Annotated in this window: 20 protein-coding genes and 1 pseudogene; 9 read left to right on the plus strand and 12 right to left on the minus strand. The window is 57.7% G+C overall.

Features of this window, described 5'->3' with window-relative positions; all coding sequences use genetic code 11:
• Nucleotides 1-62: 62 nt before the first annotated feature.
• From SINAR_RS0132345 to SINAR_RS1000000137075, 4 genes are all read right to left on the minus strand, one after another.
• The gene (locus SINAR_RS0132345; RefSeq protein WP_028002870.1) at nucleotides 63-1,886 is read right to left on the minus strand and encodes an ABC transporter ATP-binding protein; all 1,824 of its coding nucleotides are present in this window, start codon (nucleotides 1,884-1,886) and stop codon (nucleotides 63-65) included.
• A gap of 12 nt (nucleotides 1,887-1,898) precedes the next feature.
• Nucleotides 1,899-2,885, minus strand: coding sequence for a hypothetical protein (locus SINAR_RS0132350; RefSeq protein WP_028002871.1), 987 nt, complete (start codon nucleotides 2,883-2,885; stop codon nucleotides 1,899-1,901).
• A gap of 67 nt (nucleotides 2,886-2,952) precedes the next feature.
• Nucleotides 2,953-3,255 carry a hypothetical protein gene (locus SINAR_RS1000000137070; protein WP_150852077.1) on the minus strand — a complete coding sequence of 101 codons (303 nt, stop codon included), beginning with the start codon at nucleotides 3,253-3,255 and terminating at the stop codon, nucleotides 2,953-2,955.
• Between the two features lie 67 nt (nucleotides 3,256-3,322).
• On the minus strand, nucleotides 3,323-3,562 hold the full coding sequence (locus tag SINAR_RS1000000137075) for a hypothetical protein (RefSeq protein WP_150852078.1): 240 nt from the start codon (nucleotides 3,560-3,562) through the stop codon (nucleotides 3,323-3,325).
• On the opposite strand from SINAR_RS1000000137075, the gene SINAR_RS0132360 reads away from it, so the two are divergent.
• From SINAR_RS0132360 to SINAR_RS0132370, 3 genes are read left to right on the plus strand one after another with little or no spacing between them, the layout of a single operon-like run.
• Entirely contained in the window at nucleotides 3,527-4,789 is a 1,263-nt protein-coding gene (locus SINAR_RS0132360) for a metallophosphoesterase family protein (RefSeq protein WP_028002872.1), read from the plus strand. The two genes, SINAR_RS1000000137075 and SINAR_RS0132360, sit on opposite strands and share 36 nt — an antisense overlap.
• Nucleotides 4,789-8,289 carry an AAA family ATPase gene (locus tag SINAR_RS0132365; RefSeq protein ID WP_028002873.1) on the plus strand — a complete coding sequence of 1,167 codons (3,501 nt, stop codon included), beginning with the start codon at nucleotides 4,789-4,791 and terminating at the stop codon, nucleotides 8,287-8,289. Before SINAR_RS0132360 ends, SINAR_RS0132365 begins: the two co-directional genes overlap by 1 nt.
• Before the next feature lie 60 nt (nucleotides 8,290-8,349).
• Entirely contained in the window at nucleotides 8,350-9,099 is a 750-nt protein-coding gene (locus SINAR_RS0132370; RefSeq protein WP_028002874.1) for an NYN domain-containing protein, read from the plus strand.
• 442 nt (nucleotides 9,100-9,541) lie between these two features.
• Here the strand turns inward: SINAR_RS0132370 and SINAR_RS01000000134500 are convergent, their stop codons facing one another.
• Entirely contained in the window at nucleotides 9,542-10,381 is an 840-nt protein-coding gene (locus SINAR_RS01000000134500) for a helicase-related protein (RefSeq protein WP_234710705.1), read from the minus strand.
• A 656-nt stretch (nucleotides 10,382-11,037) separates the two neighbouring features.
• Between SINAR_RS01000000134500 and SINAR_RS0132385 the strand changes: the two genes are divergently transcribed.
• The 4 genes and pseudogenes from SINAR_RS0132385 (at nucleotide 11,038) to SINAR_RS0132400 (ending at nucleotide 12,170) form a co-directional block, all read left to right on the plus strand.
• A complete protein-coding gene (locus tag SINAR_RS0132385) occupies nucleotides 11,038-11,385 on the plus strand; it encodes a hypothetical protein (protein ID WP_028002875.1) in 348 nt (115 codons plus the stop codon).
• 220 nt (nucleotides 11,386-11,605) lie between these two features.
• Entirely contained in the window at nucleotides 11,606-11,833 is a 228-nt protein-coding gene (locus SINAR_RS1000000138660; protein ID WP_028002876.1) for a recombinase family protein, read from the plus strand.
• Nucleotides 11,830-11,901, plus strand: a pseudogene (locus tag SINAR_RS1000000138665) (recombinase family protein); the annotation flags it as partial. The gene SINAR_RS1000000138660 and the pseudogene SINAR_RS1000000138665, both read left to right, overlap by 4 nt.
• Before the next feature lie 65 nt (nucleotides 11,902-11,966).
• A complete protein-coding gene (locus SINAR_RS0132400; protein ID WP_028002877.1) occupies nucleotides 11,967-12,170 on the plus strand; it encodes a cold-shock protein in 204 nt (67 codons plus the stop codon).
• Between the two features lie 192 nt (nucleotides 12,171-12,362).
• Here the strand turns inward: SINAR_RS0132400 and SINAR_RS0132405 are convergent, their stop codons facing one another.
• From SINAR_RS0132405 to SINAR_RS0132425, 4 genes are all read right to left on the minus strand, one after another.
• A complete protein-coding gene (locus SINAR_RS0132405; protein WP_028002878.1) occupies nucleotides 12,363-13,400 on the minus strand; it encodes a nucleotidyl transferase AbiEii/AbiGii toxin family protein in 1,038 nt (345 codons plus the stop codon).
• Nucleotides 13,393-13,986: a DUF6088 family protein gene (locus SINAR_RS0132410; protein ID WP_028002879.1), complete on the minus strand. Its 594-nt coding sequence runs from the start codon at nucleotides 13,984-13,986 to the stop codon at nucleotides 13,393-13,395. The genes SINAR_RS0132405 and SINAR_RS0132410 overlap by 8 nt, the downstream gene beginning before the upstream one ends.
• 583 nt (nucleotides 13,987-14,569) lie before the next feature.
• A complete protein-coding gene (locus tag SINAR_RS0132420) occupies nucleotides 14,570-14,980 on the minus strand; it encodes a DUF6375 family protein (protein WP_028002881.1) in 411 nt (136 codons plus the stop codon).
• On the minus strand, nucleotides 14,980-15,903 hold the full coding sequence (locus tag SINAR_RS0132425; RefSeq protein ID WP_028002882.1) for a radical SAM protein: 924 nt from the start codon (nucleotides 15,901-15,903) through the stop codon (nucleotides 14,980-14,982). The genes SINAR_RS0132420 and SINAR_RS0132425 overlap by 1 nt, the downstream gene beginning before the upstream one ends.
• A gap of 286 nt (nucleotides 15,904-16,189) precedes the next feature.
• On the opposite strand from SINAR_RS0132425, the gene SINAR_RS0132430 reads away from it, so the two are divergent.
• Complete coding sequence (locus tag SINAR_RS0132430) at nucleotides 16,190-17,179, plus strand: hypothetical protein (RefSeq protein ID WP_028002883.1); 990 nt, start codon at nucleotides 16,190-16,192, stop codon at nucleotides 17,177-17,179.
• A gap of 88 nt (nucleotides 17,180-17,267) precedes the next feature.
• Nucleotides 17,268-17,753: a hypothetical protein gene (locus SINAR_RS0132435; RefSeq protein ID WP_028002884.1), complete on the plus strand. Its 486-nt coding sequence runs from the start codon at nucleotides 17,268-17,270 to the stop codon at nucleotides 17,751-17,753.
• Between the two features lie 26 nt (nucleotides 17,754-17,779).
• On the opposite strand, the gene SINAR_RS0132440 is transcribed toward SINAR_RS0132435, so the two are convergent.
• The 3 genes from SINAR_RS0132440 to SINAR_RS1000000134860 form a co-directional block, all read right to left on the minus strand.
• Entirely contained in the window at nucleotides 17,780-18,142 is a 363-nt protein-coding gene (locus tag SINAR_RS0132440) for a hypothetical protein (protein WP_150852079.1), read from the minus strand.
• Between the two features lie 77 nt (nucleotides 18,143-18,219).
• Nucleotides 18,220-18,891: a hypothetical protein gene (locus SINAR_RS0132445; protein WP_028002886.1), complete on the minus strand. Its 672-nt coding sequence runs from the start codon at nucleotides 18,889-18,891 to the stop codon at nucleotides 18,220-18,222.
• Nucleotides 18,892-20,064 carry a phage tail tip lysozyme gene (locus SINAR_RS1000000134860; RefSeq protein ID WP_050577647.1) on the minus strand — a complete coding sequence of 391 codons (1,173 nt, stop codon included), beginning with the start codon at nucleotides 20,062-20,064 and terminating at the stop codon, nucleotides 18,892-18,894.
• Nucleotides 20,065-20,184 lie beyond the last annotated feature (120 nt).

Below are 20,184 nucleotides of genomic sequence, written 5' to 3' on the forward strand. Positions count from 1 at the left end.
GCACGCGTCACGAGGATCTGCCTTTCGCACGGGCGCTCGCGTCAGCATTCCAACAAACGGGCTCAGTCGCTCCCAGCTACTTGCCTGTCCCAGAGCTCACGATAGAGAGTGCTGGACTCGAGCAGACTCTCGTGGCTACCGATTGCCGAGACACGCCCTGCCTCCAAAAGAACAATTTTGTCAAAGCCACGCACTGTGGAAAGACGATGAGCAATCGCGATCACGGTTGCTTCCCTAGAGTAGGAAGCGATCGCGTCCTGAACGACGCTTTCGCTTTTTGAATCGAGAGCGGACGTGGCTTCGTCGAGGATTAGGACTGGCCGCCTTCGCAGAAAAGCACGTGCCAACAAGATCCGTTGTTGTTGTCCCCCGGACAGCTTTGCGCCACGGTCACCAACTATAGTGTCGTAGCCGTTTTCGAGATTCAAACTCTCGATGAATGCGTGCGCGTCCGCCATTCTCGCCGCACTAACGATTTGTTCGTCGTCGGTGCGTTCGGCGGCAAACGCGATGTTATCTCGAATGGATCGGTGAAACAGCGCATCGCTTTGGGAAACGACGGCGAAGTTCCTTCTCAGGGTTCCGACGGGAAGGGACTTGATGTCGACCCCGTCAAAGGTGATCACGCCCGCCGTCACATCGTAGAGACGAAGCAACAAATCAATGAGTGTAGACTTGCCGGCACCCGACGGACCGACAATGCCAACCCGCTCGCCTGGTTGAATCTCAAGCGTAACGTTCCTGAGAATAGCTCGCGCAGGGTCGTAGCCAAAGCCGACTTGGTCGAATTTGATGAGAGGAACTTTGGCAATTGGCGCATCGGAGCCGCAAGGCGCGGACGTCTGCGATCCGGCGCTTATGGTCGATCGAGCGTCGCCGATCGTTCCGAGGGTCTGTGTCAAACCCTCCCAAATCGACACGAACCATCCGGCATCCGCTGCCATGCCACCCGCCAGCGTCACCGCAGCAACGAACTCGCCCGGCGTAACACTCTGGGCATTCAGGCCGTAGAGACCCAACAACAGGACCGCCGCCATGAGTCCCGTATTCAGGAGGCGGATGGAAAGGCCGGTGAACGTAGTCAGCCGATTGATCCTCAGGCTGTTGCTGTTCTGCCGTTCGATCGCGCCCAGAACTAGGGCATTTTCCTCTTCGTGGGCAAAGGAGGTTTTTATCGCGCGAATGTTCGAGAAGAACTCTGTGATGGAACCATTGACGATGCTCGCTGTCTCCGAGATCTTTCGCGCCTGCGAATTTACCTTCGGTGCAAGCCACACAGCGAAGACACCATTCAATGCGATCCACGCCAGAACGGGCACGACGAAGATCGGCGCCAGGTAAAGGATCAGGGCGGCCGACCCGATAAACCGTATCAGGCCAATCGGAAATCGCCCGGCCAACAGCTCCGCGCCTGATTGTACCGCAGTTGAAACTTGGGCGATGCGTCCGGCAACCTGGCCGGCATGGACGCTGTTGAAGTACATCATCTCGTGGCGTCCCGCTGCCCGGTGAGACTGCCACAAAGAAGAGGCCTTCGTTTGACTTTTCAGCGCCTGCATACGCAGAGCGTAGTTCACGAACCAGACAGCCGGATCGAGCAGGGCGTAGGCAAGAACGAGGAGGGCGAAGGTCAGCAGGGTTTCGGCCGATAGCCGAAGATCCCCGGAGTAAGTGACGACGTCGACAAGGTGTGCAATCGCCCAAAGCCGGGCAAGATCAAACGTTGTCAGGAGCATTCCGCTGGCAACGGATGCGGCAATCGTCCAACGAAACGGTCTCAGGAAGCGCAGCAGAACCTGAAAGGCGCCCGCATCGACGGGCAAGTACAAATCATGCTCTCGAATCGAGATGAGGTTTTCGAACTTCTTAAATACCCTATCAAGCATCAATCGCTTCGCCTAGTTTGCGAGGATTTCTCCCATAACCCGCCCGGATAGGGAAGCGCTCCGCAGATAGCATCGGGTGACCGACGCCTCTTTGAATGGCTCTTCGAAAACATCGCGCGCGTGGAAACCGGCGGCGTTGTTGAGAATGATCATTCTCCGCGATTCCTGAGGCACAGCATAGCGAAAAGGGTTGTTTGCGATTGCTTGCTGAAATTCTGCCAAGCGACGAGTTGCGCTTCCCCCAGTGTCCGATTCCCGTCCAAGGAAAGTGCCATTCATGAAAGTCACGACACGCCCATACTCGTCCTCTTGGAAAACCGAGGTTCTTGCACGGTGTGGAGATATGAATTTTACCCCGGATTCGCTGTTGCTGTAGACCGATGGGGTCAGGTCGAAAAGATAATCATTGTTGCAGCCGAGGTTGCTGACATAACCGTGCATGGAGGGAATAGACGTGGAGGGGACCCAATAGAAATTTCCTCTTTTCGCGTAATTGATGAAGACGTTGTAGAGCGCTATGTGATCCGGCACAGCCAGCGTATTGCCCCGGATCGTTCCGTCTGAATGAAATTCCAGAACGTCAACTGGAGATATGTTTTTGATGCCGAGCTCATTCAGAGCGGCATTGTTCTCTTCTGACGCGTTGAACATGGAGAACGGGGTTCTGTTCTCTCGGTCGAGGACACTCGGCATGATGTGTTGCGAAATGGACAAAGCGACCAGGGCACCGGTTATGGCATCCTTGGTCACGTCCTCGTAAATGACGGGAACGTCTATGGCAGCTATGCCAACGTCGGCATTGGATATCTCCGTTCTAATCCGCCTGATCTCCTCAAAAAAGACCTCTCCCGCCAGGGCGCTCAATCTAGCAACCAGATTGGCGTCGCTCGTCGCCACAAGAGGTATCGGCGAGTCGTTTTCCAGGAGAGTGGTTTCACAAAACTCCCTGACTGCGTTCTCATCTAGGGTAACAATTGGCGCGGCGTCAAAAGCTGGCATATCCCTGGTTTCCTCAACTCTGGCAACGAACAAGGGGCGCGCAGCGCCCCTTGGATTGGCACGTCGATCAGGCGTTAGCGGGCTTGACCCCGCCACGGCTCCAGCCGCCGCCGATACCGCCGCCGCCACCCACATCATGACCACCATCCGTGCATTCCGGGCGCGTCAGCCCAACCGACAGGCCTTGCGCAAAGGTCTCCATTACAACAGTCTTGGCGGCATCAGTTTTCGTGGCCTCGTTCATAGTAAATCCTTCTTCGTTTGAACAACCTACGCAGAGATAAGCCGTTTCTAATGTAGTTTTACGTGGTGGAAACAGATGTATCCACCAACAATTGTTTCTTATAGTCACAATGATCGGCGGCAACACCCCCAAACTCCATTGAAAGCCGATTTATTTTCACGGCGCTGGTTATCTATTGTAATAAGCTGGTTATCTATTGTAATAATTTTGTAATAATTTGCCAAGTCGCCGGCTTTTTGTCAGCCTTCGCACCGGCTGAGCCGATGACGCGATCGACCCGGCGAAAACGTAAAAACCCGCCGGACAAAGGTGTGGAGAACAGAACAAAACGCGAATTCGCTATCGCGCCGACTCGGTTGTTGCCATATGAAGACGGGTCAATGCTTGAGGTATCCAATTGGCCTATCGCTTCCTGCATACCGCCGACGTTCATCTCGACTCGCCTCTGAAGACGCTCGCTCTGCGCAATCCGGAACTCTCCGAACTGCTCGGTCTGGCAACGAGGCGGGCCTTCATCCGCGTGGTCGATCTTTGCCTGGAAGAGCAGGTGGACGCGCTTGTTCTTGCTGGCGATCTTTACGATGGCGATCAGACGTCGATGAAAACGGCCCGGTTCATCGCCGAGCAGCTTCGCCGTCTTCATGAGGCGGGCATTCGAACCTTCATCATCCGCGGCAATCACGACGCCCTGTCGAAGATCACGACGGAGCTTGTGATGCCGGACACGGTGAAGGTGTTCGGGGCGAGCGCCGAAGCGGTGGTGATCGACGGTGCCGGCTACTCTCCCATTGCGATCCATGGCCTCAGCTTCGCGAAGCCGCACGCCCCGCAGAGCCTGCTTCGGCACTACGCGCTTCCAGTCCCGGACGCGGTCAACATCGGCATTATGCATACCAGCCTCGGCGGATCGGAGAAGCATGACCTCTATGCTCCGTGCAGTGTCGCGGACCTACAGCAGAGCGGCTTCCGCTACTGGGCTCTCGGTCACATCCACAAGCGGTCGGTGGTCGAAGACGCCGCCTCGGTCATCGTTATGCCGGGCATGCCTCAGGGGAGGGACATCAATGAAGACGGGCCTAAGTCGATCTCGCTGGTCACGATCAGGGACGACCGGTCGATCGTGGTCGAGGAACGACCGACGGCGGTAGCGCAATTTGAGCGCCTTGCCGTTGACGTGTCGGGGGCAACCGACTGGAAGGGCATGATCGGCGAAGTCTCGTCTGGCCTCCACAAACTGCGTGCGTCCGTCACCGCGGAACACCTAGTGGCACGCGTCCAGATAACCGGAACCAGCGACCTGGCTTGGCGGCTGCGTCGCGATCTCGACCTCGTCCGCACCGAGCTGGAGACCCGCGGGACGCTCATCGGAAACCTCTGGATCGACAAGGTGCAATCCGTCTGCCTGCCTCCTGGCAGCGTCAACAGTCGGTCGGGAGCGGCAGGGGAGTTGGCTGCCATCATGGAAGACGAAGTGACTCGGTCGGAAGGCTACCGGCAGGAGCTCAGAGCCATCGCCGAGGAACTGCGCGCGCAGCTTCCAGCCGAGCTTCGCGAGATGTTCGGCTCCGACGAGGTATCGTTCGAGGAGAATCTCGCCGACGTTGCCAGGGACGGGTCCGCCGAAGTCTTGGCGCGTCTTCGCCGGGAGAAGGTTGACTGATGCGCATCAACCGGCTTGACCTGACGCGTTATGGCAAATTCACGGATGGCGTCATCGATTTCGGATCTTGTCCCGTCGGCTCGCCCGATCTTCATATCATCTATGGGCCGAACGAAGCCGGAAAGTCGACGACCTCCGACGCCATCCTGGACCTGATCTTCGGCATCGGCACCACGAGCAAATACGGCTTCCTGCATCCGTATGCGTCGATGCGGATAGGCGCGAACATCCGCGTCGCCGGAGAGGATCGAGAATTCGTCCGAATCAAGCGTCCGCAGAACAGCCTCCTTGACGACGAAGAGCGGATTCTGTCCGACGCTCTGATCAGGGCCGATCTTGGTGGCATCGACCGGAACGCCTTCACGACGATGTTCTCTCTTGACGACGACACGCTTGAGAGAGGCGGGCAAAGCATTCTTGCAAGCAAAGGCGACCTCGGCGAGCTGCTTTTCTCCGCAAGCGCAGGGCTGTCGGACCTCAGCCGCCAGCTCATGGAAATCCGCGGCGAGACCGACGCCTTCTACAGGTACCGTGCACGCAGCGGCGCCCTGGGCGACCTAAAGGCGAGGCTGCAGGATCTAAAGCAGCAGCGGGAGGCAATCGATCTGCAGGCGAGCGACTTCCAGCGGCTGGTGGCCGAGAGGGATCGATTCAGCCGGCTTTACGACAGCGCCATCGCGGAAAGGACGCAAACGCAGAAGCGGATCGATGAAATTAGGCGCATTCTGCAGGCCATTCCTCCCATGGGACGGCTGTCGGGGCTACGGCAGAAGCTGGCCGACCTGGAGGTGGTTCCGGAGCCGCCGGAATCCTGGCGACAGGAACTACCTCAGCTAAAGAGCAAGGAGATCGAACACCGCGTCAAGCTGGAGGACCTTTCCCGTTCGTCGACCTCGTTGCAAGAGGAGATCGCGAGCCTCGAAGCCGATCCCGTCGCGCTCAAGCTGGCCGCCAGTATGGAGGAATTTTCTGAGCTCAAGGCCAGATACCTCACGGCCGAGAAGGACATACCAAAGCTTTCGGCGCGCGCAGCCGAGCTTTCGATCGAAAGCATCCTTCTGCTTTTAGGACGACCGGGTGAAGCCTCGCCGAGCAGGCTTATCCTCGACGCTGCTACCGTCGGAACACTCAGAGCGCTGATCGCCTCGAAGTCCGGCGTAGACGCTCGGAAGGCCGGGGCCGCGGACGAACTCGCGAAGGCGGAGCACGGCCTGGCGGAGGAAAGCGTCGGCTTTCGGGAGGCCGATGCGCTCCAGTCAGCGGAAAGGACGAAGGCGTTCGACCTGCTTGCCGCGACTTTGAAGGCGCAGCCCCGGGCGGAAGATGAGCTCGTGCTTCGGTCGCTCGCTCGGCGGCGCGACGCCGCTTCCGGTGCGTTGTCGGAAGCGATGTCCCGTCTTCTTCCCTGGCGCGGCGCCGTTTCCGAACTCGGTACGATGGCGTGCCCTTCGGCCGCGACAATCGCAAGCTGGAAGAAGCTGTTCAAGAGCAGCGAAGAAGACTTGAGGTCCGCGCGCGCGGACCTGGAGCGGCTCGAGCCCGAGGCGCGGCGGTTAGAGGCCGAGATAGAAGCGCTGCGTAGTCAGGCCGGGGATATCGATGAGGCTACCGCCACGGCAAGTCGCATGTCCCGTGACAGGGCGTGGGTGGAACATCGTCAGACGATGGACGCCGCGTCGGCGGACCTGTTCGAGGCAGCGATGATGGCCGACGATCGTCTTCTCTCTCAACGCCTGCTGCATTATGCGGAGCTAGGTAAGCTCAAGCAGCTTCTGCAGCGCCGCGCAACAGTGCGATCGGACATCCAAACGGTTCTTGAGTCCCATAAGCGCGCCGAGGGCGAACTCGAGAAGCTCAGATCAGAGGTCGCTGAGAAGGTGAGCACGATCTCTCCCGACCTTCGGCTCGCCGCCGATCCGCAGGAATTGGAAGAATGGCTTTGTAATCGAGATGCGGCTCTCAAGGCGCGGGATGATCTTGCCGCCGTCGAGCAGGACATGGCCGATGTCCGGGATCGACTAGCTCAAGCGAGACGTTTGCTAACGCAGGCGCTGAGTGGTGCCGAAGTGCGCTTCCATCCGGACGCCGATCTAGCGGGACTGGCGTCCGCTGCAGACGAAGCGCTGCAAGCGTACAACGAAGCGCTGTCTCATGCGAGACGGATGGAGCGTCTCAGGAAGGATGTCCTGGAGCGCCGAAACACGCTCCACGTGGCGGAGGGGGCGGCGGAAGAATGGGCGCTGGCCTGGAAGACGACCTGCGAAGCATGCTGGCTTGGCGAGCTGAATGGCCTTCCCAGCGTCGACGCGGTCACGGAGATCCTATCGACGCTGGAAAAGCTTGCATCAGCCATAGAGACCAAGGACACATTGATCGACCGCATTCAAAAGATGGAGAAGGACAAAGCGCAGTTTCAGGCGAGGGTGCTTGAGCTCTGCAGCATGCTCTCGATCCCGCCCGACGGATCACCGGGCGAGCTCGCCCAAGCGGTGGTCGAGAAGGTCCGAGGGGCGGGACTTAATCAGGAGCGCCTCGAAAAACTGGAGCGCGATCTCGATACAGCCCGGAAGGAGGAACACGGCCTGAGGCTGGAGCAGCAGCTTCTGGAAGCACGGGCGCGCAAGATGATCGAGTTCTTCGGAGTAGATACGCTGGACGAGGTTGAGGCATATTGCGACCTCGCAGGCAGGCGTCGGGAACTGTCGCGATCGATCTTTGAGCTGGAGCAGGAGCTTATCGAAAGCAGCGGCGCGAGCGACATCGCAGGCGTCGAGACACTGGTCGGCGTCGCAGACAAGATGGAACTCGAAGAGGAGCTTGCCCGGCTTACGCCAGTCCTGGAGGATCAGGACCTCAGGTGCAGCGAAGTGTTCAGAGACCGTTCTAGGGCGCAGGACGCCATCGATGCCATCGGGGGCGATTCAATGGTCGCGCAGATCGAGGAGCAGCGGCGAACGACCATTCTGGAAATAGAGGACGGCGCTCGCCGTTACATGGAGCTGCGCGCGGGAATTGCGGCGGCGGAGCACGGTCTCCGGCTATACAGGGATCGTCATCGCAGCGGCATGATGGCTCGGGCGTCGGCAGCCTTTAGGACGATAAGCCGCGGAGCCTACCAAGGCGTCGCCGCCCAGCCTGGCAAGGATGGAGACGTCCTGATCGCGGTAACGGCGGCTGGCGGTTCGAAGGCTGCAGACGAACTGTCCAAGGGCGCTCGCTTCCAGTTGTACCTAGCCCTCCGGGTGGCCGGATATCACGAATTCGTCGGCAATCGGGTGTCGGTGCCGTTCATCGCCGACGATATCATGGAAACGTTCGACGACTTCCGCGCGGAGGAAGCTTTCAAGCTGTTTGCGGAGATGGCGCAGCGTGGCCAGGTCATCTACCTGACGCACCACCGGCACCTTACAGACATCGCGCGGAAGGTCTGCCCCGGAGTCCGGCTCCACGATCTTGATAAGGTCGGGGCGACCAGGCTCGAGATCGTCGCGGCCGAATAGAAGACGCGTGATCAGGATACGAGACCTGCAACTTTCGCGGACGAAAGCGAAAAACACCCCATGGCAAACGACATTCCTTCGACGCTCGCGCTCCTGATCGACGGCGACAACGCCTCGCCGAAGATCATTGCCGGCCTGCTCGCTGAAATCGCCAACTACGGCACTGCCAGCGTCAAGCGTGTCTATGGCGATTGGACCAAACCCGATCTCAATGGCTGGAAGGAATGCCTGCTTGAGCATTCGCTCCAGCCGGTCCAGCAGTTCTCCTATACATCCGGCAAGAACGCTACCGATGGTGCGATGATCATCGATGCGATGGACCTGCTCTATACGGGCCGCTTCTCTGGTTTTTGCGTTGTGTCGAGCGACAGCGATTTCGCAAGGCTCGCGGCACGGATCCGCGAACAGGGCGTAACGGTATACGGGTTTGGCGAGCGGAAGACGCCTCGCCCGTTCATCACGGCCTGCGACAAGTTCGTCTACTTCGACGTGCTGAAAGCGCCGGGAGAAGAAGTGCTGGCAACCCCTGCTGCGCAGCAAGAGGCGAAGGCAAAGGCGACGAAAAACGCCAGGGATAAGACGCTGCTCTCCATGCTCCGGAACGCCGTGGTTGCCGTTTCCGATGAGACCGGCTGGGCCAATCTCGCCGCCGTCGGCAGTCACGTGGCAAAACAAAAGCCGGATTTCGACTGCCGGAACTATGGTTTTGCTCGGCTGAGCGATCTCGTCGAAGCGACGGCAAAGTTCGAGCTGGACCGATCCGGCAAAGCACAAAAAGGCATTCTCGTCCGGCTTTTGCGCCCAAACTGAACAAAGGAAGGCGCCGAGTCGAGACAATGGCACATAGCAGTCTTGGGCCAGAATACGCGGGCCTTCCGCTACAAAGCTCTTGAACTCCGCGCTTCCAGATCAGACGAAATGCGCAAGGGCCGGCCGCTGCACGTCACCGCTCGCCTTCCCTGCGCGAGAATTCGTTGGCCCGTTCGGGGTCGTCTGCAGCAATGGCCTTCAAGAACCAGCACCGCGGACTCGTCTACCACTGAAAGGACCATGGTGTTGAGCTCGGGAAACAGAGGAGCCTACTTGCTGCGGCCCTCTTCGGCATTCCAGGCAACGGGAGCTCTCGGACTGATCCGTTCGATCGAACCGCCGGCTCCTCGGTGCGGACGTCTTTTTGGGGCCGGAGAGACTTTACAGCAAATCCTAGACGCAGCGTCCTCCGGAGGAGCGACGATGATCGCGACGAACTCGCCTAGCCAAAGACTGACGTCAGATGATCCGGCAGCGATTCCTGGCGGGGGTTGAGGCCCGCGCACCGATCGCAGCAATATCTGAAGCGCTGAGGCTTGCTCTCTTTGGCAAAAACCGAGGTTAAAATGCCCCGTCCAAGTCCTTGGCGCGCGGTCACTTTCGGGCCCTCGAAATACTCGACGAGCACCTTGCGGAAGCAGTCCTTCGACCCAAGCAGGGCGGCGAGGTCGTCTATTTGAGAGAACCGCCGCAGCAACATCGCCCGCGCCGTGACCTCGTCGAGTCCCGAACCACTCGCGGTCTTTTCGGCCATGAACCGAAGAAGTCCGACATCACGGCCGGCACGGCGACCGGTTTCAGTGAACGTAACGGCGACGGACTGCTTGCCGTCGCGACCAGCTCGGCCGAACTCCTGCAGATAGTCCTCCACCGATGCTGGCTGCTGCCAATGGATCACCAAACGGACGTCTGGAACATCTAAACCCATGCCGAACGCGCTGGTGCAGATGATGTGGTTGACGAGCGGACGGCTTTCTCCTTGAAACCTCTTCAGCAGTTCCTGCCGATCCCACTCAGTTCCAAGTTTCGAATGATAGAAGGGAATGTCCAGGCCATCGCTGCTGAGATTACTCTGCAATTCCTGCCCGATCCGCGCGGTCGGTACGAAGATCATCGCCTTGCGACTGGCAAACATTGGAAGCCGTAGCAGTTTGGTGATCTCGCGGTGACGAGCTGAGGCCGGAGCGCTCCACCGGATCAGCGCTATGTTTGGACGGTCGACGCCGCGGACGAACACTGTCGCGTCCTCGATGCCTAGCGACGAAAGGATTCGCTTCTGCATGGCCTGTCCCGCAGTCGCAGTGAAGGCAAGGATCGGAGGCGGGGTGACAAGGTTCGAGAGCGCGTCGGAGCCGCCCATCGATCTCGGAAGGAGATGATGGACATCGGCGTTGCTCGAACTCAGCTTCGTGGAACACGAGACGCACTGGTATCCGTCTCGCTCAAGAACCAAGCGTCGCGTCTCTTACCAGTTCCTCACCAGACCGAACTCGTCACACGTTTGCCTCGCTCGCGAAGATGCCGGAAACTCGCTGATAAAAAGTAACTGCTAGGCGCCGCTCTCGCGCTCGTTCGGTGAACTGAGCGTTGTTGACGGAGGCACCCGGCCGCTCGCCTCCTTTGATAGGGGAAGTCTGACCCGTGCGCGGTTTGCTGCACGGGCGTCGCCAAAGAGCCGCAGGGCAGCGTTCCCATACCCGTTCGAGCCGCTCCTCGTCTTGTATCGTGCGAGCGGCTGCGAGTGTGCCCGCAAGACGCGGCGGATGCACGCCCTCGTGGAAGCGCTGAAGAATTCGATCGGCCGATCGGCTCGTCCTTCGAGACAAGGTATTCAAAGACGACGCGCCCAGGCAGCTATGCCGCGCTCTGGGTCATGCTGGGTCCGTCTTGACTAGGGTTTACCAAGCGGCGATGCTTCCTCACGGACGAGGAGCAGCCATGATGACTTACGACTGGCAAGACACTCTCTTGGGCGAAGGGGACCTGGCAAGACGCGCGGCGGCAATGGTGCCCAGGATGCTAGCGCACCCAGCGGTCACTCTCGACCAGGTCTCGCAACTTCGAGGTCACATCGACGACTGCATCGGCAGGCTCGGAACCCTGCTCGTCGAAATGGAGAATGCCGGAGCCGATCAGGTCTTCGTCGGGGCCGCGCGCACGATACGTGATGCATGGCAGAGCCTTGCCCATAAAGCCGCTGAGAGGTCGCGATTGTTCGAAATTGGCTTCGTTGACGTCCGCCCCACGCTGACGGACACCAAGGATCAGGGCGTGGCCACGCACTAGTTGATCAGCCGAATGCTGGTGATCCGCTGTTACCGCGAGACCATGCGGCCTAGTGCAATCCCTAAGTTTCAGCTTGCGACCCGTCTCAGCACCTCAGCAAGGCGGCCGCCACCGCTGGGGACCATGGGCCCATGCGAAACTACGACGCGGATCATGTCCGTCGACATCCTGCGGCCGCACTCCGCGGGTGCTTGCCGACCTGCCTCAGCGAGACAGGAATATGGGAGCAATTCTCGGCTACGCGCGCGTATTGACCGGTGATCAGGATGTCGCTGGCCAGACGATGCGGCTCGAACAGGCCGGCGCCACCAGGGTTTTCACCGACATCAGATCAGGCAAGAGCATGGACCGTCCCGGCCTAGCCGAGCTGCTGACCCGCCCCGGCGACACGCCGTCGTGCGGCTCGATCGGCTCGGACGGTCACTGGCGGAGCTTTTGGAAACGATGAAGATACTGCGAGAGCGACAGATCGACCTTCTCAGTCTCGAGGAGAAGATCGGCACATCCTCGGCCGCCGGTGAGTTGATCTTCCACGTGTTCGGCGTCATTGCGCATTTCGAGCGGCGGCTGATTAGGATTTCATGGCAGCCGGTACGGCAAAGTTTTTCAACCAGGATAAGGGCTTCGGCTTCATCACGCCTGACAATGGTGCGGCAGATGTGTTCGTCCATGTGTCGGCGGTGCAGGGCTCCGCGCTTCTTCGAGACGGACAGAAGGTCAGCTACGAGCTGGGCCAGGACCGCAAGACCGGAAAGTCGAAGGCGGAAAACGTCAGATCAATTTGACCGTCACCTTCATCAAAGTTTCGCGACTTGCGTCGCCGCCTTATTCTTTCTCGACACAGCTTCGATCACTTGAGGATGCTCGACTGCACGCGCCTTTATCCCGCGAACGACCGGTTGTTCGGCCGGTCCTTACCCGCTACGGGAGTCTGTGAAAATTAGCGTCCGACGGACCTTTCCTCCCCAGCGGATCGCCTATTTGTTTGTTGTTTCTTCGAGTGCCGCGATTGTCGTAAGTATCTCGTCGAACGATGGCGGCCTGTCATCGAACATCATGGGGGCCATCGCCCTGTAGTCGGCGCGGAGGTCCTTGATCCGGTTTTTGTCCGGCAGGAGCCGTAGCGTACCAGGACGGGCGGTGTCGTAACTAGCCCAGCCGGAACGGAAGAAGGTAGCCTTGTGCTTGGCCACCTGCGCGAGAAGCTCGAAATCGGTCGCGGCGGCTTTGCCTTCGTGCGTGGCAAGCAGCATGGCGAGATCGTAATAGTGCCGCGAGAAATATTGTGGCGTGGGGGACTCTGCAGGGCGGTGCGCCTCGGCATGCAACGCAGTCGCCTTCTCCCAGAAGGTGCGGTGGGCAGAGAGGACGATGACGGTGGTGTCGGGGTTATCGAAGAAGCCGGGATAGTCGTCCGCCGCATAGGGTCGGATTATCCGTTTCTCTATCGGCCAAGGGTCTCCGCGGGCGCCAAGTTCGAGCTTCACCCGTGGTGTGATGTATCCCATGCTCTCGTATTCGGTCGCGGCGAGCGCGTTGGGATAGTGGAAGTTCACCGTCTGCGCGTCGGTGGCATCTATCTCCAGCGACCACTCGCCTTTCGTCGGCTCCCCGAGTTGCTCGACGATCGCCGACCGAAGAGCCGGAAGCAGCTTCTCGGCAATATGCTCCTCGATATCGCTCACAAGGGCTTCAATGAGTTTGTTCGCCTGTTTCTTGCTGATGCCTTCTTTCTCGGGATCGCGGTCACCCGTGTAACCGAGATCCGCTCGATCGAAAGAGAGATCGATATCTTCGGAAAACCGGCGTATCGCACCAAACGCCTTGGAGAGGGAGGTGCCACCCTTGAAGACAAGGGTGGCCGCGTCTTTCTCCTGCAGTCCGAAAAGCCGCTTCAATGTCCAGCAGACCCAGAAGTCCTTTTCGATGATCGTATTGGCGACGCCTCGGCCAGCACCCGTTTCGCCAAACAGGGCCGCCCGATCGCGATCTGAAAGAAGAGCGACCTTATCCATCGACCTCACCCGACGCTGCGTTGGCGATCGAGACGAGCGTCGGCCGCATCCAGGCAGGCGCTTGGACAGCAGTGGATGCGAGTGTCTTCTTGTCGCTGGCCGACAGACGACGCGCCGCGATCTGCGCAACGTCACAGGCACGTACCGCCCCCACGTGACGAAGGGCCTGAACGACCGTCCCTGCAGCGCTTCCCGGAGCGATGAGATGCTTGGGCGAGGCGTGACGCAGATCAACCACGCGCTTGCCCAATGCGACACGCCGCGAGGGACCATCGGTTAGATAGGTGCTCTTTGCCGGAACTTGCGTCGAAAGACCGAGCGCGTTTGCTGCACGCGCACCCGTAATCTGTACGTGGGATCCAGTCTCACGCGCTAATGCCTGCGCGACATCATCGGGGGCTGGCGAAAGGGGACCAAGTTGCGGATGGACTTTCGGGAAGTCGTAGAGGCCTCGCGCCAAACGCCGGAGCTTGCCACCCTTGACCAGACGGGAAAGCGCCTGGTCGACTGCCGCTCGTGCGGCGATGTCCAGGAAATCACTGGGCGTGAAAACGCCACCGCGGCCGCCAGCGCGGGCGCGCCCCATGATCCGATCCGGTACCGACGTCACAGAGTTGCTCATGCGTCAGAAAATAGTGCATATTTTTCTGACATTCAAGGCGGGGGAAATGCTCGACGAGAGGCTTCTACTATACCTCTATGCTGGCGGCGCCAGTTTGGTGGACTCGCGCCGGTCTGTCTCTATCCGTTATGTTATACAATTACATTGTGGCATAATATGTATTATGGAACTGCGCCACTGTTATTTTGCGCTTCCAGAGAAGACGCCCGCAAGTACACCATTGTCTACAAGACGGCGCAGAGGTCCGCAAGGTTGTGGCTCAGATTCCCGACTCAAGCTTACCAAAGTGTTAGATGAACATTATCTCAACCACCCCATTTCTCGCTTCGACCGTCGATACGATGGCCCCCGCCGTCTCGAAGAACTGGACCCGGAGCTTGATCTAGAGGGCGACTTCGAGCACTGGGACGTTGCGTCGGAAGATCACCCATTTTAAGCAGTGAAATCCCGGCAGGAGCGTAGCATCGCCACAAGCTCCAGCTGGGAAAGCCTGCAACCCAATGGATGGCCCGGCGGAACTGAGCTGCGGCGTCAGCGAGCTTTTCGATCACGATCGCGTCTGACGGCCATAAATGCTATCGTGATCATGCGCGGAATAGACCTCGATTTTCGCATTGCCGTGCAACAGGATTTTGATCACGGCATTAATGTCATTTTCTTCGGTCGTAATGATGACTTTGTTGCCGTCCTGCTTTGCGTTGAACTCATAGATAAGCTGTTCAGGGTCTGTGTAACCCAGTGACAGCTGGGTTCGACGGTAAAGATCCATCATTGCATCGGAAAACTCCCTCTTCTGCGCCGCATTGTTGTATTTTCCGGAATCGTAATCGCTCTGGGCCACCTTTATCGCTTCATTAAAAAGGGCAAGATTGTCGCGTGCTGCAGATGCGTCGGCGAATTTCCCGATGATTACGAGATTGGCAGAATGCTCACTGCCGTAACCGTTCCAAATTTTCATTAAGCGTACTCCTCCATTTGACTTTGTTTGCTACGTGTTTCTTGGATCGCAGCCACAATCGATGTGCCAACCGTGAGGCTGATCCCCTCGCCCGCAAAGGCCGAAATCTTGAGAGTGCCCGTCGCATCGACGTGCATGAAATCATAGGTCTGATATTCAGGCTTGCTGGTCATCAGCATCGGGGCATCGATCTCCTCACCTCCATGCGCCGAAGTTGCAAGACGACAGCGCTCGTAGTTATCGCTGACCCAGTTCTTGAGGCGCCGCAATGTCTCCGGTGCCATCGCGAGCTTGCCATCTGTTCCGGTTTGGGGAAGCAGCAGGAATTCCTCCGCCCCCTCACCAAAGACAAGAGCAGCCGCTTCCGGCAGGTCCTCAATAGTCTCGTCGTTGACAACAAAGTTGACGCCAAAGCGCGCCGTTGACCTGACCAGCGCAAGCTTTTCCAGGAAAGAAGGAAAGGAACGGCCTCTTAAGCGCTCATACGTTTCTCCAACGCCATCCATCGATAGGCGGATAAAGTTTACGTGGCCGCTGAGTTTGTCTGAGAGTTCGTCACTGAACCGGTGTCCGTGCGTCGTCATGGTGACGGCGAGATTCGTTTCCAGGGCAACGTCCCGACAGAGTTCGGCAAACCTCGGATACAGCGTTGGCTCGCCGCCGCCAAACCCGACACCAAAACATCCTGCCGCATCAAGGTCCTTGGCCCAACGCAGGATATCCTCGAACCGTTGTCGAGCCGGAATCTTAGACGCGTAGCAATAGGGGCAGGCAAGCTCACAGGCATTGGTGAGCGCAAACGACATGTAACGCGGCGCTAGAGACCATTGAGATGGGTCGACATGTACCTCATCAAGGAGAATATTGAGCCCCGTTTGGCGGTCAAACCCATGAATGCCTGCATATCCATATCGTGTTTTCATGGGTTTACCTTAGCGAACAAACTCAACCCTTGCTAGTATGTGGCAATCTGGAAAAGCACCGAACTTAGACAGAGGACTCTCCACAACGCCAAAAAGTGTCAACGAATCTGCCGATATCATCCGCGAAGAACGCGACGAGAAGAGACACAGCGCCGTTGGCTAGTTTGCCATCATGCTGATGACGATTTTGTCACCGACTGCCAGATGCAGGTAACTTCAGCCACAAACGCCTTGACGCTGTCCCACGACATGCGAATGTACGACCTAGAGTCGCGCGGAGGGTGTAATGCAGTTCAGAGACGTACCTTGGAAGAGAAATCTCAGGAAAGTGCCTGAGGAAATAATTTCAAAGATTCAGCAGCTTACTACCGATGCCTTCATAGTTGGTACGGTAAAGACACTTTCAGCCGCGGATGTAGCCGGCCGGTTCAGCCATCTAGCTCCACCTAGCGAATTGGATGAACCATCGGAGCTACTGCCTCCCAGAGATATGGGAATGTATTCCACGCGCAATGTTGATGGCTGGGAGGTAAAGCGCACCGACCTCCCGAAGATCAAGAAGACATTTTACTGGGAAACACCGAACTTCGGCGACGCAGCCACGTACGGGACGCATCTGCATTTTCATGAGAGGGAAGTTTATCGTCGCGAATTCCACGAGCCTCGATTTTATACGATTTCGACCAAGCTCCTGAAGATGGCGACCGGCGCTGGCGGCGGCGGGATTTACCAGCTCGCGATCAACCAGCCTCTTCTTCGCACCCAGAACGGCTATGAAGAAGAACTCTTCTTCATGCTAAATCTCCTCCAGGAGAATTGTGAGTCTGTGGGAATATACAGTGCGGATGCCTCACCCGAAGAGATTATTTCGACCCTATCGCTGGATTGGGAGATTTTCCCGCCCGGCTCTAACGATGAAATCGTTCGCCGACTGACCGCAGGGCGCAAACAAGATGCCCGCAAGACTGGCGTGGTCGCAGAGAGGGTCAAGCTCTTCTCTCTCCTTAAGCCCAATGCCTTCCTGCGTGGAAACGGTGCCTTCGGCAGCTACATTGGCGCCCGCTACGCTGATGATCTCGTTGTCTTTGAGAACATGGAATACGGAAACGCCCTCTATGTCCTCTATGATAATTGGCAGGAGGTTTCTAAAAGGTCGCGCCTGGACCTTATCCGGGGCACTGACGCTGAATACGACCGGCTACCTCATACGTATGGGTGGGAACAGGCTTTCGGCAAGATTATGCGCCGGGAGAAGAAAAAGCGCGGGCTGGTTTAAGCAGCCCTCGTGTGAATGCCGTGAACGTTGGGCGTACCCGTCTATACACACCTCAATCACATTGCACCATTTCGAGGGGAATCGTTTTATGCGTGCATTGCTGTGCCTTATGCTCATCCCTCTGGCCCTGACCTCCTGCGCCGGAGTGCAGGTCAAGCGCGTTACATCCCACAATCAGCAAGGCATCCGGTATTGGCGGCCTGCACCCTACCTAGCTCTTGTCGAAACCAGGACGGAAAAGACTGTCACATGCGATGTGAGGCCATTCTATCTGCCCGACAAAACAGAGGAATATGCCATAACGATTTCTGCCGGTATGGGCGCAGTCAAGGCAACACCCACCCTCAATGATGGCTGGAACCTCACCAGCCTCAGCACCGATGTAGACAGCAAAGCCAATGAGAACATCACAGCGATCACAGGCTTGCTAAAGGAAACCTTGGCAGCCACGCGCGGATTTACCAGCGACAATGGGGCTCCAGCGCCCATGAAGTGCCAAGGCGTCTTCAAGGTCGAATATGACCCATCAGGCAACTTCGCAGGCTTTAGGAAAGTAAACTTGGCCATCAACTGACGGTAGGCTGCGTCTAAGATGGCATTTCAGAGCGGCATCCTATAGCTTGGGACCTCGGCAAAGCGGGTGCCAGCCGCATTCGCTTTGTCGAAAATGGGAAGCAGCTCACCGCTGCTCAGATCAACAATCCGGTAGGCACCATTGGAGTTGATGTAGATGTGGTGCCCAATCAGCCGAAGAGCCGTGCCTCCGTCTCCATAGGGACGGGAGCTGGAAGCATTCAACGCAGGAATCGTCCAGGACGTTCCGGAGCTATCGACAGCGTCCACCTGCTGCAGGACATCCGAGATGGTGTCCCAGGCTTCTTGTTGGGATCTCGCGGGAGCACTCTGCTGCAGACTATGCAATACACGCTCCAACTGTCCTTGCCTTTGTTTTGGTTGTTTCATATCCCCCATCTCAACTCTGCCGCGTTCGTAAACGGCAAAAACTCGGCTGCTGCCACTTTAAGATGGCCGTAACTCGGCTAAGAGAGGGGGCCAAACCACACCTCGAAATGATTCGGACGGATGCGAGTTGAGTTCTGGTAGGTCGCGCTAAGGTTCTTGAGCGCTGCGGGCACCTTGTTCGTTTTGAGGAATTCTAGCAGTCTGTTGCCCAGGAGATCACATTCTTCTTTCTTAAAGCAACGCACTTCAGTTTGTGGTTTCGGTGCGTCGATAAACTGGATTCCGGGAACAATAACTGGTTGTGAACTGAACGAAGGCCCCGAGTCCTCCAGGAGTGTCTCGATTTCCTTTGCTTTGGCCCGGTCGACTTCTCGGCTAATGTGGAAATACACACGGATGGGCAGAGCGTCGAGAGCCTGCGTAACCTGCTTTGCAACTGCCTCATTTCTTTGTGCAAGAGAATCGGCACCCACATTTGCGGTTTCGCGGAGATTGGCATTGTTGCCGACATTTGCTGAAGCAACAATCGAAGCGTAAAGCTCCGGCGGGATACGCTCCAACTCGGCATACTTGCCCGCCAGGACAACACCAGCCGTGGCAGTACGAGGTTCGCTGGCAAATGCCAGCTCGACGACTAGCTTCACATCCTCATTTTGTTGCTTAAACGCACTAAACTGGTAGCTGACATAAGCAGCAATCGCAGCAAGGGCGAGCTTGAAAAGAACATCGGCGCCAGAAACGATACCCATTTACGCCCCCCGGTAGGCTTTCATCGCCCGTTTTGCCCAAATCAGACGATTGGACAGATGAGGAACACCGGGCCGCTCAAAACTTTCCATGAAAATCTTTGTTGCCTCTTCCAAGCTGCCAGCCTTCTTGAGAGAAACCAGAGCGTTCTTCTCGGAAGAGTTCAGCTCATGAGCCAAGAAGCCGTAGTTGGCTTCGTCTGAGTCGAAAGCAAATTTTCGCTCTGATGCCCATGCTTCAAATGCCCTGCGACGCGGCCCTGTCCACTGGCACCAGCCCCAACCACCGTTTGGCGCCGGTACTCCGATTTCCTGAAAATGGCGAAAACCATCGCATTCGTGGCCGACGTTACCCAACACTCCGCAAGCCTGAAAATCCGTCATCGCAAAATCCGCCATAAGCTCCTCGATGATGCCTGCAGCCTTACGATCGAAGAGCTCACCCAGACCTGAAGCGGTTGCAGCACCTCTTTCCCCGGCCCTCGCTGCAGTTCCTCGTGCATGACCCCCTTCGGCCGATCCAGACGGACCTCGGCCTTCTTCCCTCTGAACCGCTCGCTCAGCCAGGATTGCTGTATTCACGTCCTTTTGTTTCGATCCCGCAGATGAACCGAAATGAAAACCGATCACAGTGGCAAAGGCCGTGGAAAGTGCGCCGAGGGCAATGTTGAAGACTTGGTTGTCCTTTGTCTCAGCGGGAGGGCTGAACAGCAGCAGATATACGATCGCCAGGAAACCAAATGTGATTACAACCGAAAGCGCCGGATTGACCCAAGCAACGGCGCTACCCGAACGCGCGATGTCACTATAGAAGGCCCTGGCAGCCTGGATGCTCTGCATTTCCTCCCGAAAACGCGCCATGGAGTCTTCTCGCTCGCGTGCTGCTTCGGAAAACTTTTCCTTCAAGGTCTCAAGCTCGATACCGCGCTTCGCTTCCTCGGCTCGGTTCTGTTCCTTAGTCTCATTCAACGCAATGTCGGCAAGCTCCTTCTGGAGTTGCGCCTTCAACGCGGGATCAGCATCAACTTTAGCCTGCGCCGCCTTGTCATCGCTGGTCGCGGTCACCGTTTTGACGGCATTGGTTACCTTCTCGGAAAACGCCCCGGCTTTGTCTCCAGCAAGCAATCTGACGAGGTCAGGAACCAATGCAATCGCAATTCCAAGCAAGGGATTCATTCAAACGCCCTCAAAAAACCCCCGAAACTTAGGGCATATGTGCATTAAAACAATAAGTTGTCAAATGGGATGTACGCGTCTTTTGCGGGAAGCGAAACGTTGAAGGAGACAACGACGGCA

The sequence above is a fragment of the Sinorhizobium arboris LMG 14919 genome, from assembly GCF_000427465.1.
GTDB lineage: Bacteria > Pseudomonadota > Alphaproteobacteria > Rhizobiales > Rhizobiaceae > Sinorhizobium > Sinorhizobium arboris.

What these genes read in the sequence shown, in the direction of transcription:
- SINAR_RS0132345 (WP_028002870.1), bottom strand. Translation starts at nt 1,886, where the DNA reads ATGCTTGATAGGGTATTTAAGAAGTTCGAAAACCTCATCTCGATTCGA.
- SINAR_RS0132350 (WP_028002871.1), bottom strand. Translation starts at nt 2,885, where the DNA reads ATGCCAGCTTTTGACGCCGCGCCAATTGTTACCCTAGATGAGAACGCA.
- SINAR_RS1000000137075 (WP_150852078.1), bottom strand. Translation starts at nt 3,562, where the DNA reads ATGAACGTCGGCGGTATGCAGGAAGCGATAGGCCAATTGGATACCTCA.
- SINAR_RS0132365 (WP_028002873.1), top strand. Translation starts at nt 4,789, where the DNA reads ATGCGCATCAACCGGCTTGACCTGACGCGTTATGGCAAATTCACGGAT.
- SINAR_RS0132370 (WP_028002874.1), top strand. Translation starts at nt 8,350, where the DNA reads ATGGCAAACGACATTCCTTCGACGCTCGCGCTCCTGATCGACGGCGAC.
- SINAR_RS01000000134500 (WP_234710705.1), bottom strand. Translation starts at nt 10,381, where the DNA reads ATGCAGAAGCGAATCCTTTCGTCGCTAGGCATCGAGGACGCGACAGTG.
- SINAR_RS0132385 (WP_028002875.1), top strand. Translation starts at nt 11,038, where the DNA reads ATGATGACTTACGACTGGCAAGACACTCTCTTGGGCGAAGGGGACCTG.
- SINAR_RS1000000138660 (WP_028002876.1), top strand. Translation starts at nt 11,606, where the DNA reads ATGGGAGCAATTCTCGGCTACGCGCGCGTATTGACCGGTGATCAGGAT.
- SINAR_RS0132400 (WP_028002877.1), top strand. Translation starts at nt 11,967, where the DNA reads ATGGCAGCCGGTACGGCAAAGTTTTTCAACCAGGATAAGGGCTTCGGC.
- SINAR_RS0132405 (WP_028002878.1), bottom strand. Translation starts at nt 13,400, where the DNA reads ATGGATAAGGTCGCTCTTCTTTCAGATCGCGATCGGGCGGCCCTGTTT.
- SINAR_RS0132410 (WP_028002879.1), bottom strand. Translation starts at nt 13,986, where the DNA reads ATGGGGCGCGCCCGCGCTGGCGGCCGCGGTGGCGTTTTCACGCCCAGT.
- SINAR_RS0132420 (WP_028002881.1), bottom strand. Translation starts at nt 14,980, where the DNA reads ATGAAAATTTGGAACGGTTACGGCAGTGAGCATTCTGCCAATCTCGTA.
- SINAR_RS0132425 (WP_028002882.1), bottom strand. Translation starts at nt 15,903, where the DNA reads ATGAAAACACGATATGGATATGCAGGCATTCATGGGTTTGACCGCCAA.
- SINAR_RS0132430 (WP_028002883.1), top strand. Translation starts at nt 16,190, where the DNA reads ATGCAGTTCAGAGACGTACCTTGGAAGAGAAATCTCAGGAAAGTGCCT.
- SINAR_RS0132435 (WP_028002884.1), top strand. Translation starts at nt 17,268, where the DNA reads ATGCGTGCATTGCTGTGCCTTATGCTCATCCCTCTGGCCCTGACCTCC.
- SINAR_RS0132440 (WP_150852079.1), bottom strand. Translation starts at nt 18,142, where the DNA reads ATGAAACAACCAAAACAAAGGCAAGGACAGTTGGAGCGTGTATTGCAT.
- SINAR_RS0132445 (WP_028002886.1), bottom strand. Translation starts at nt 18,891, where the DNA reads ATGGGTATCGTTTCTGGCGCCGATGTTCTTTTCAAGCTCGCCCTTGCT.
- SINAR_RS1000000134860 (WP_050577647.1), bottom strand. Translation starts at nt 20,064, where the DNA reads ATGAATCCCTTGCTTGGAATTGCGATTGCATTGGTTCCTGACCTCGTC.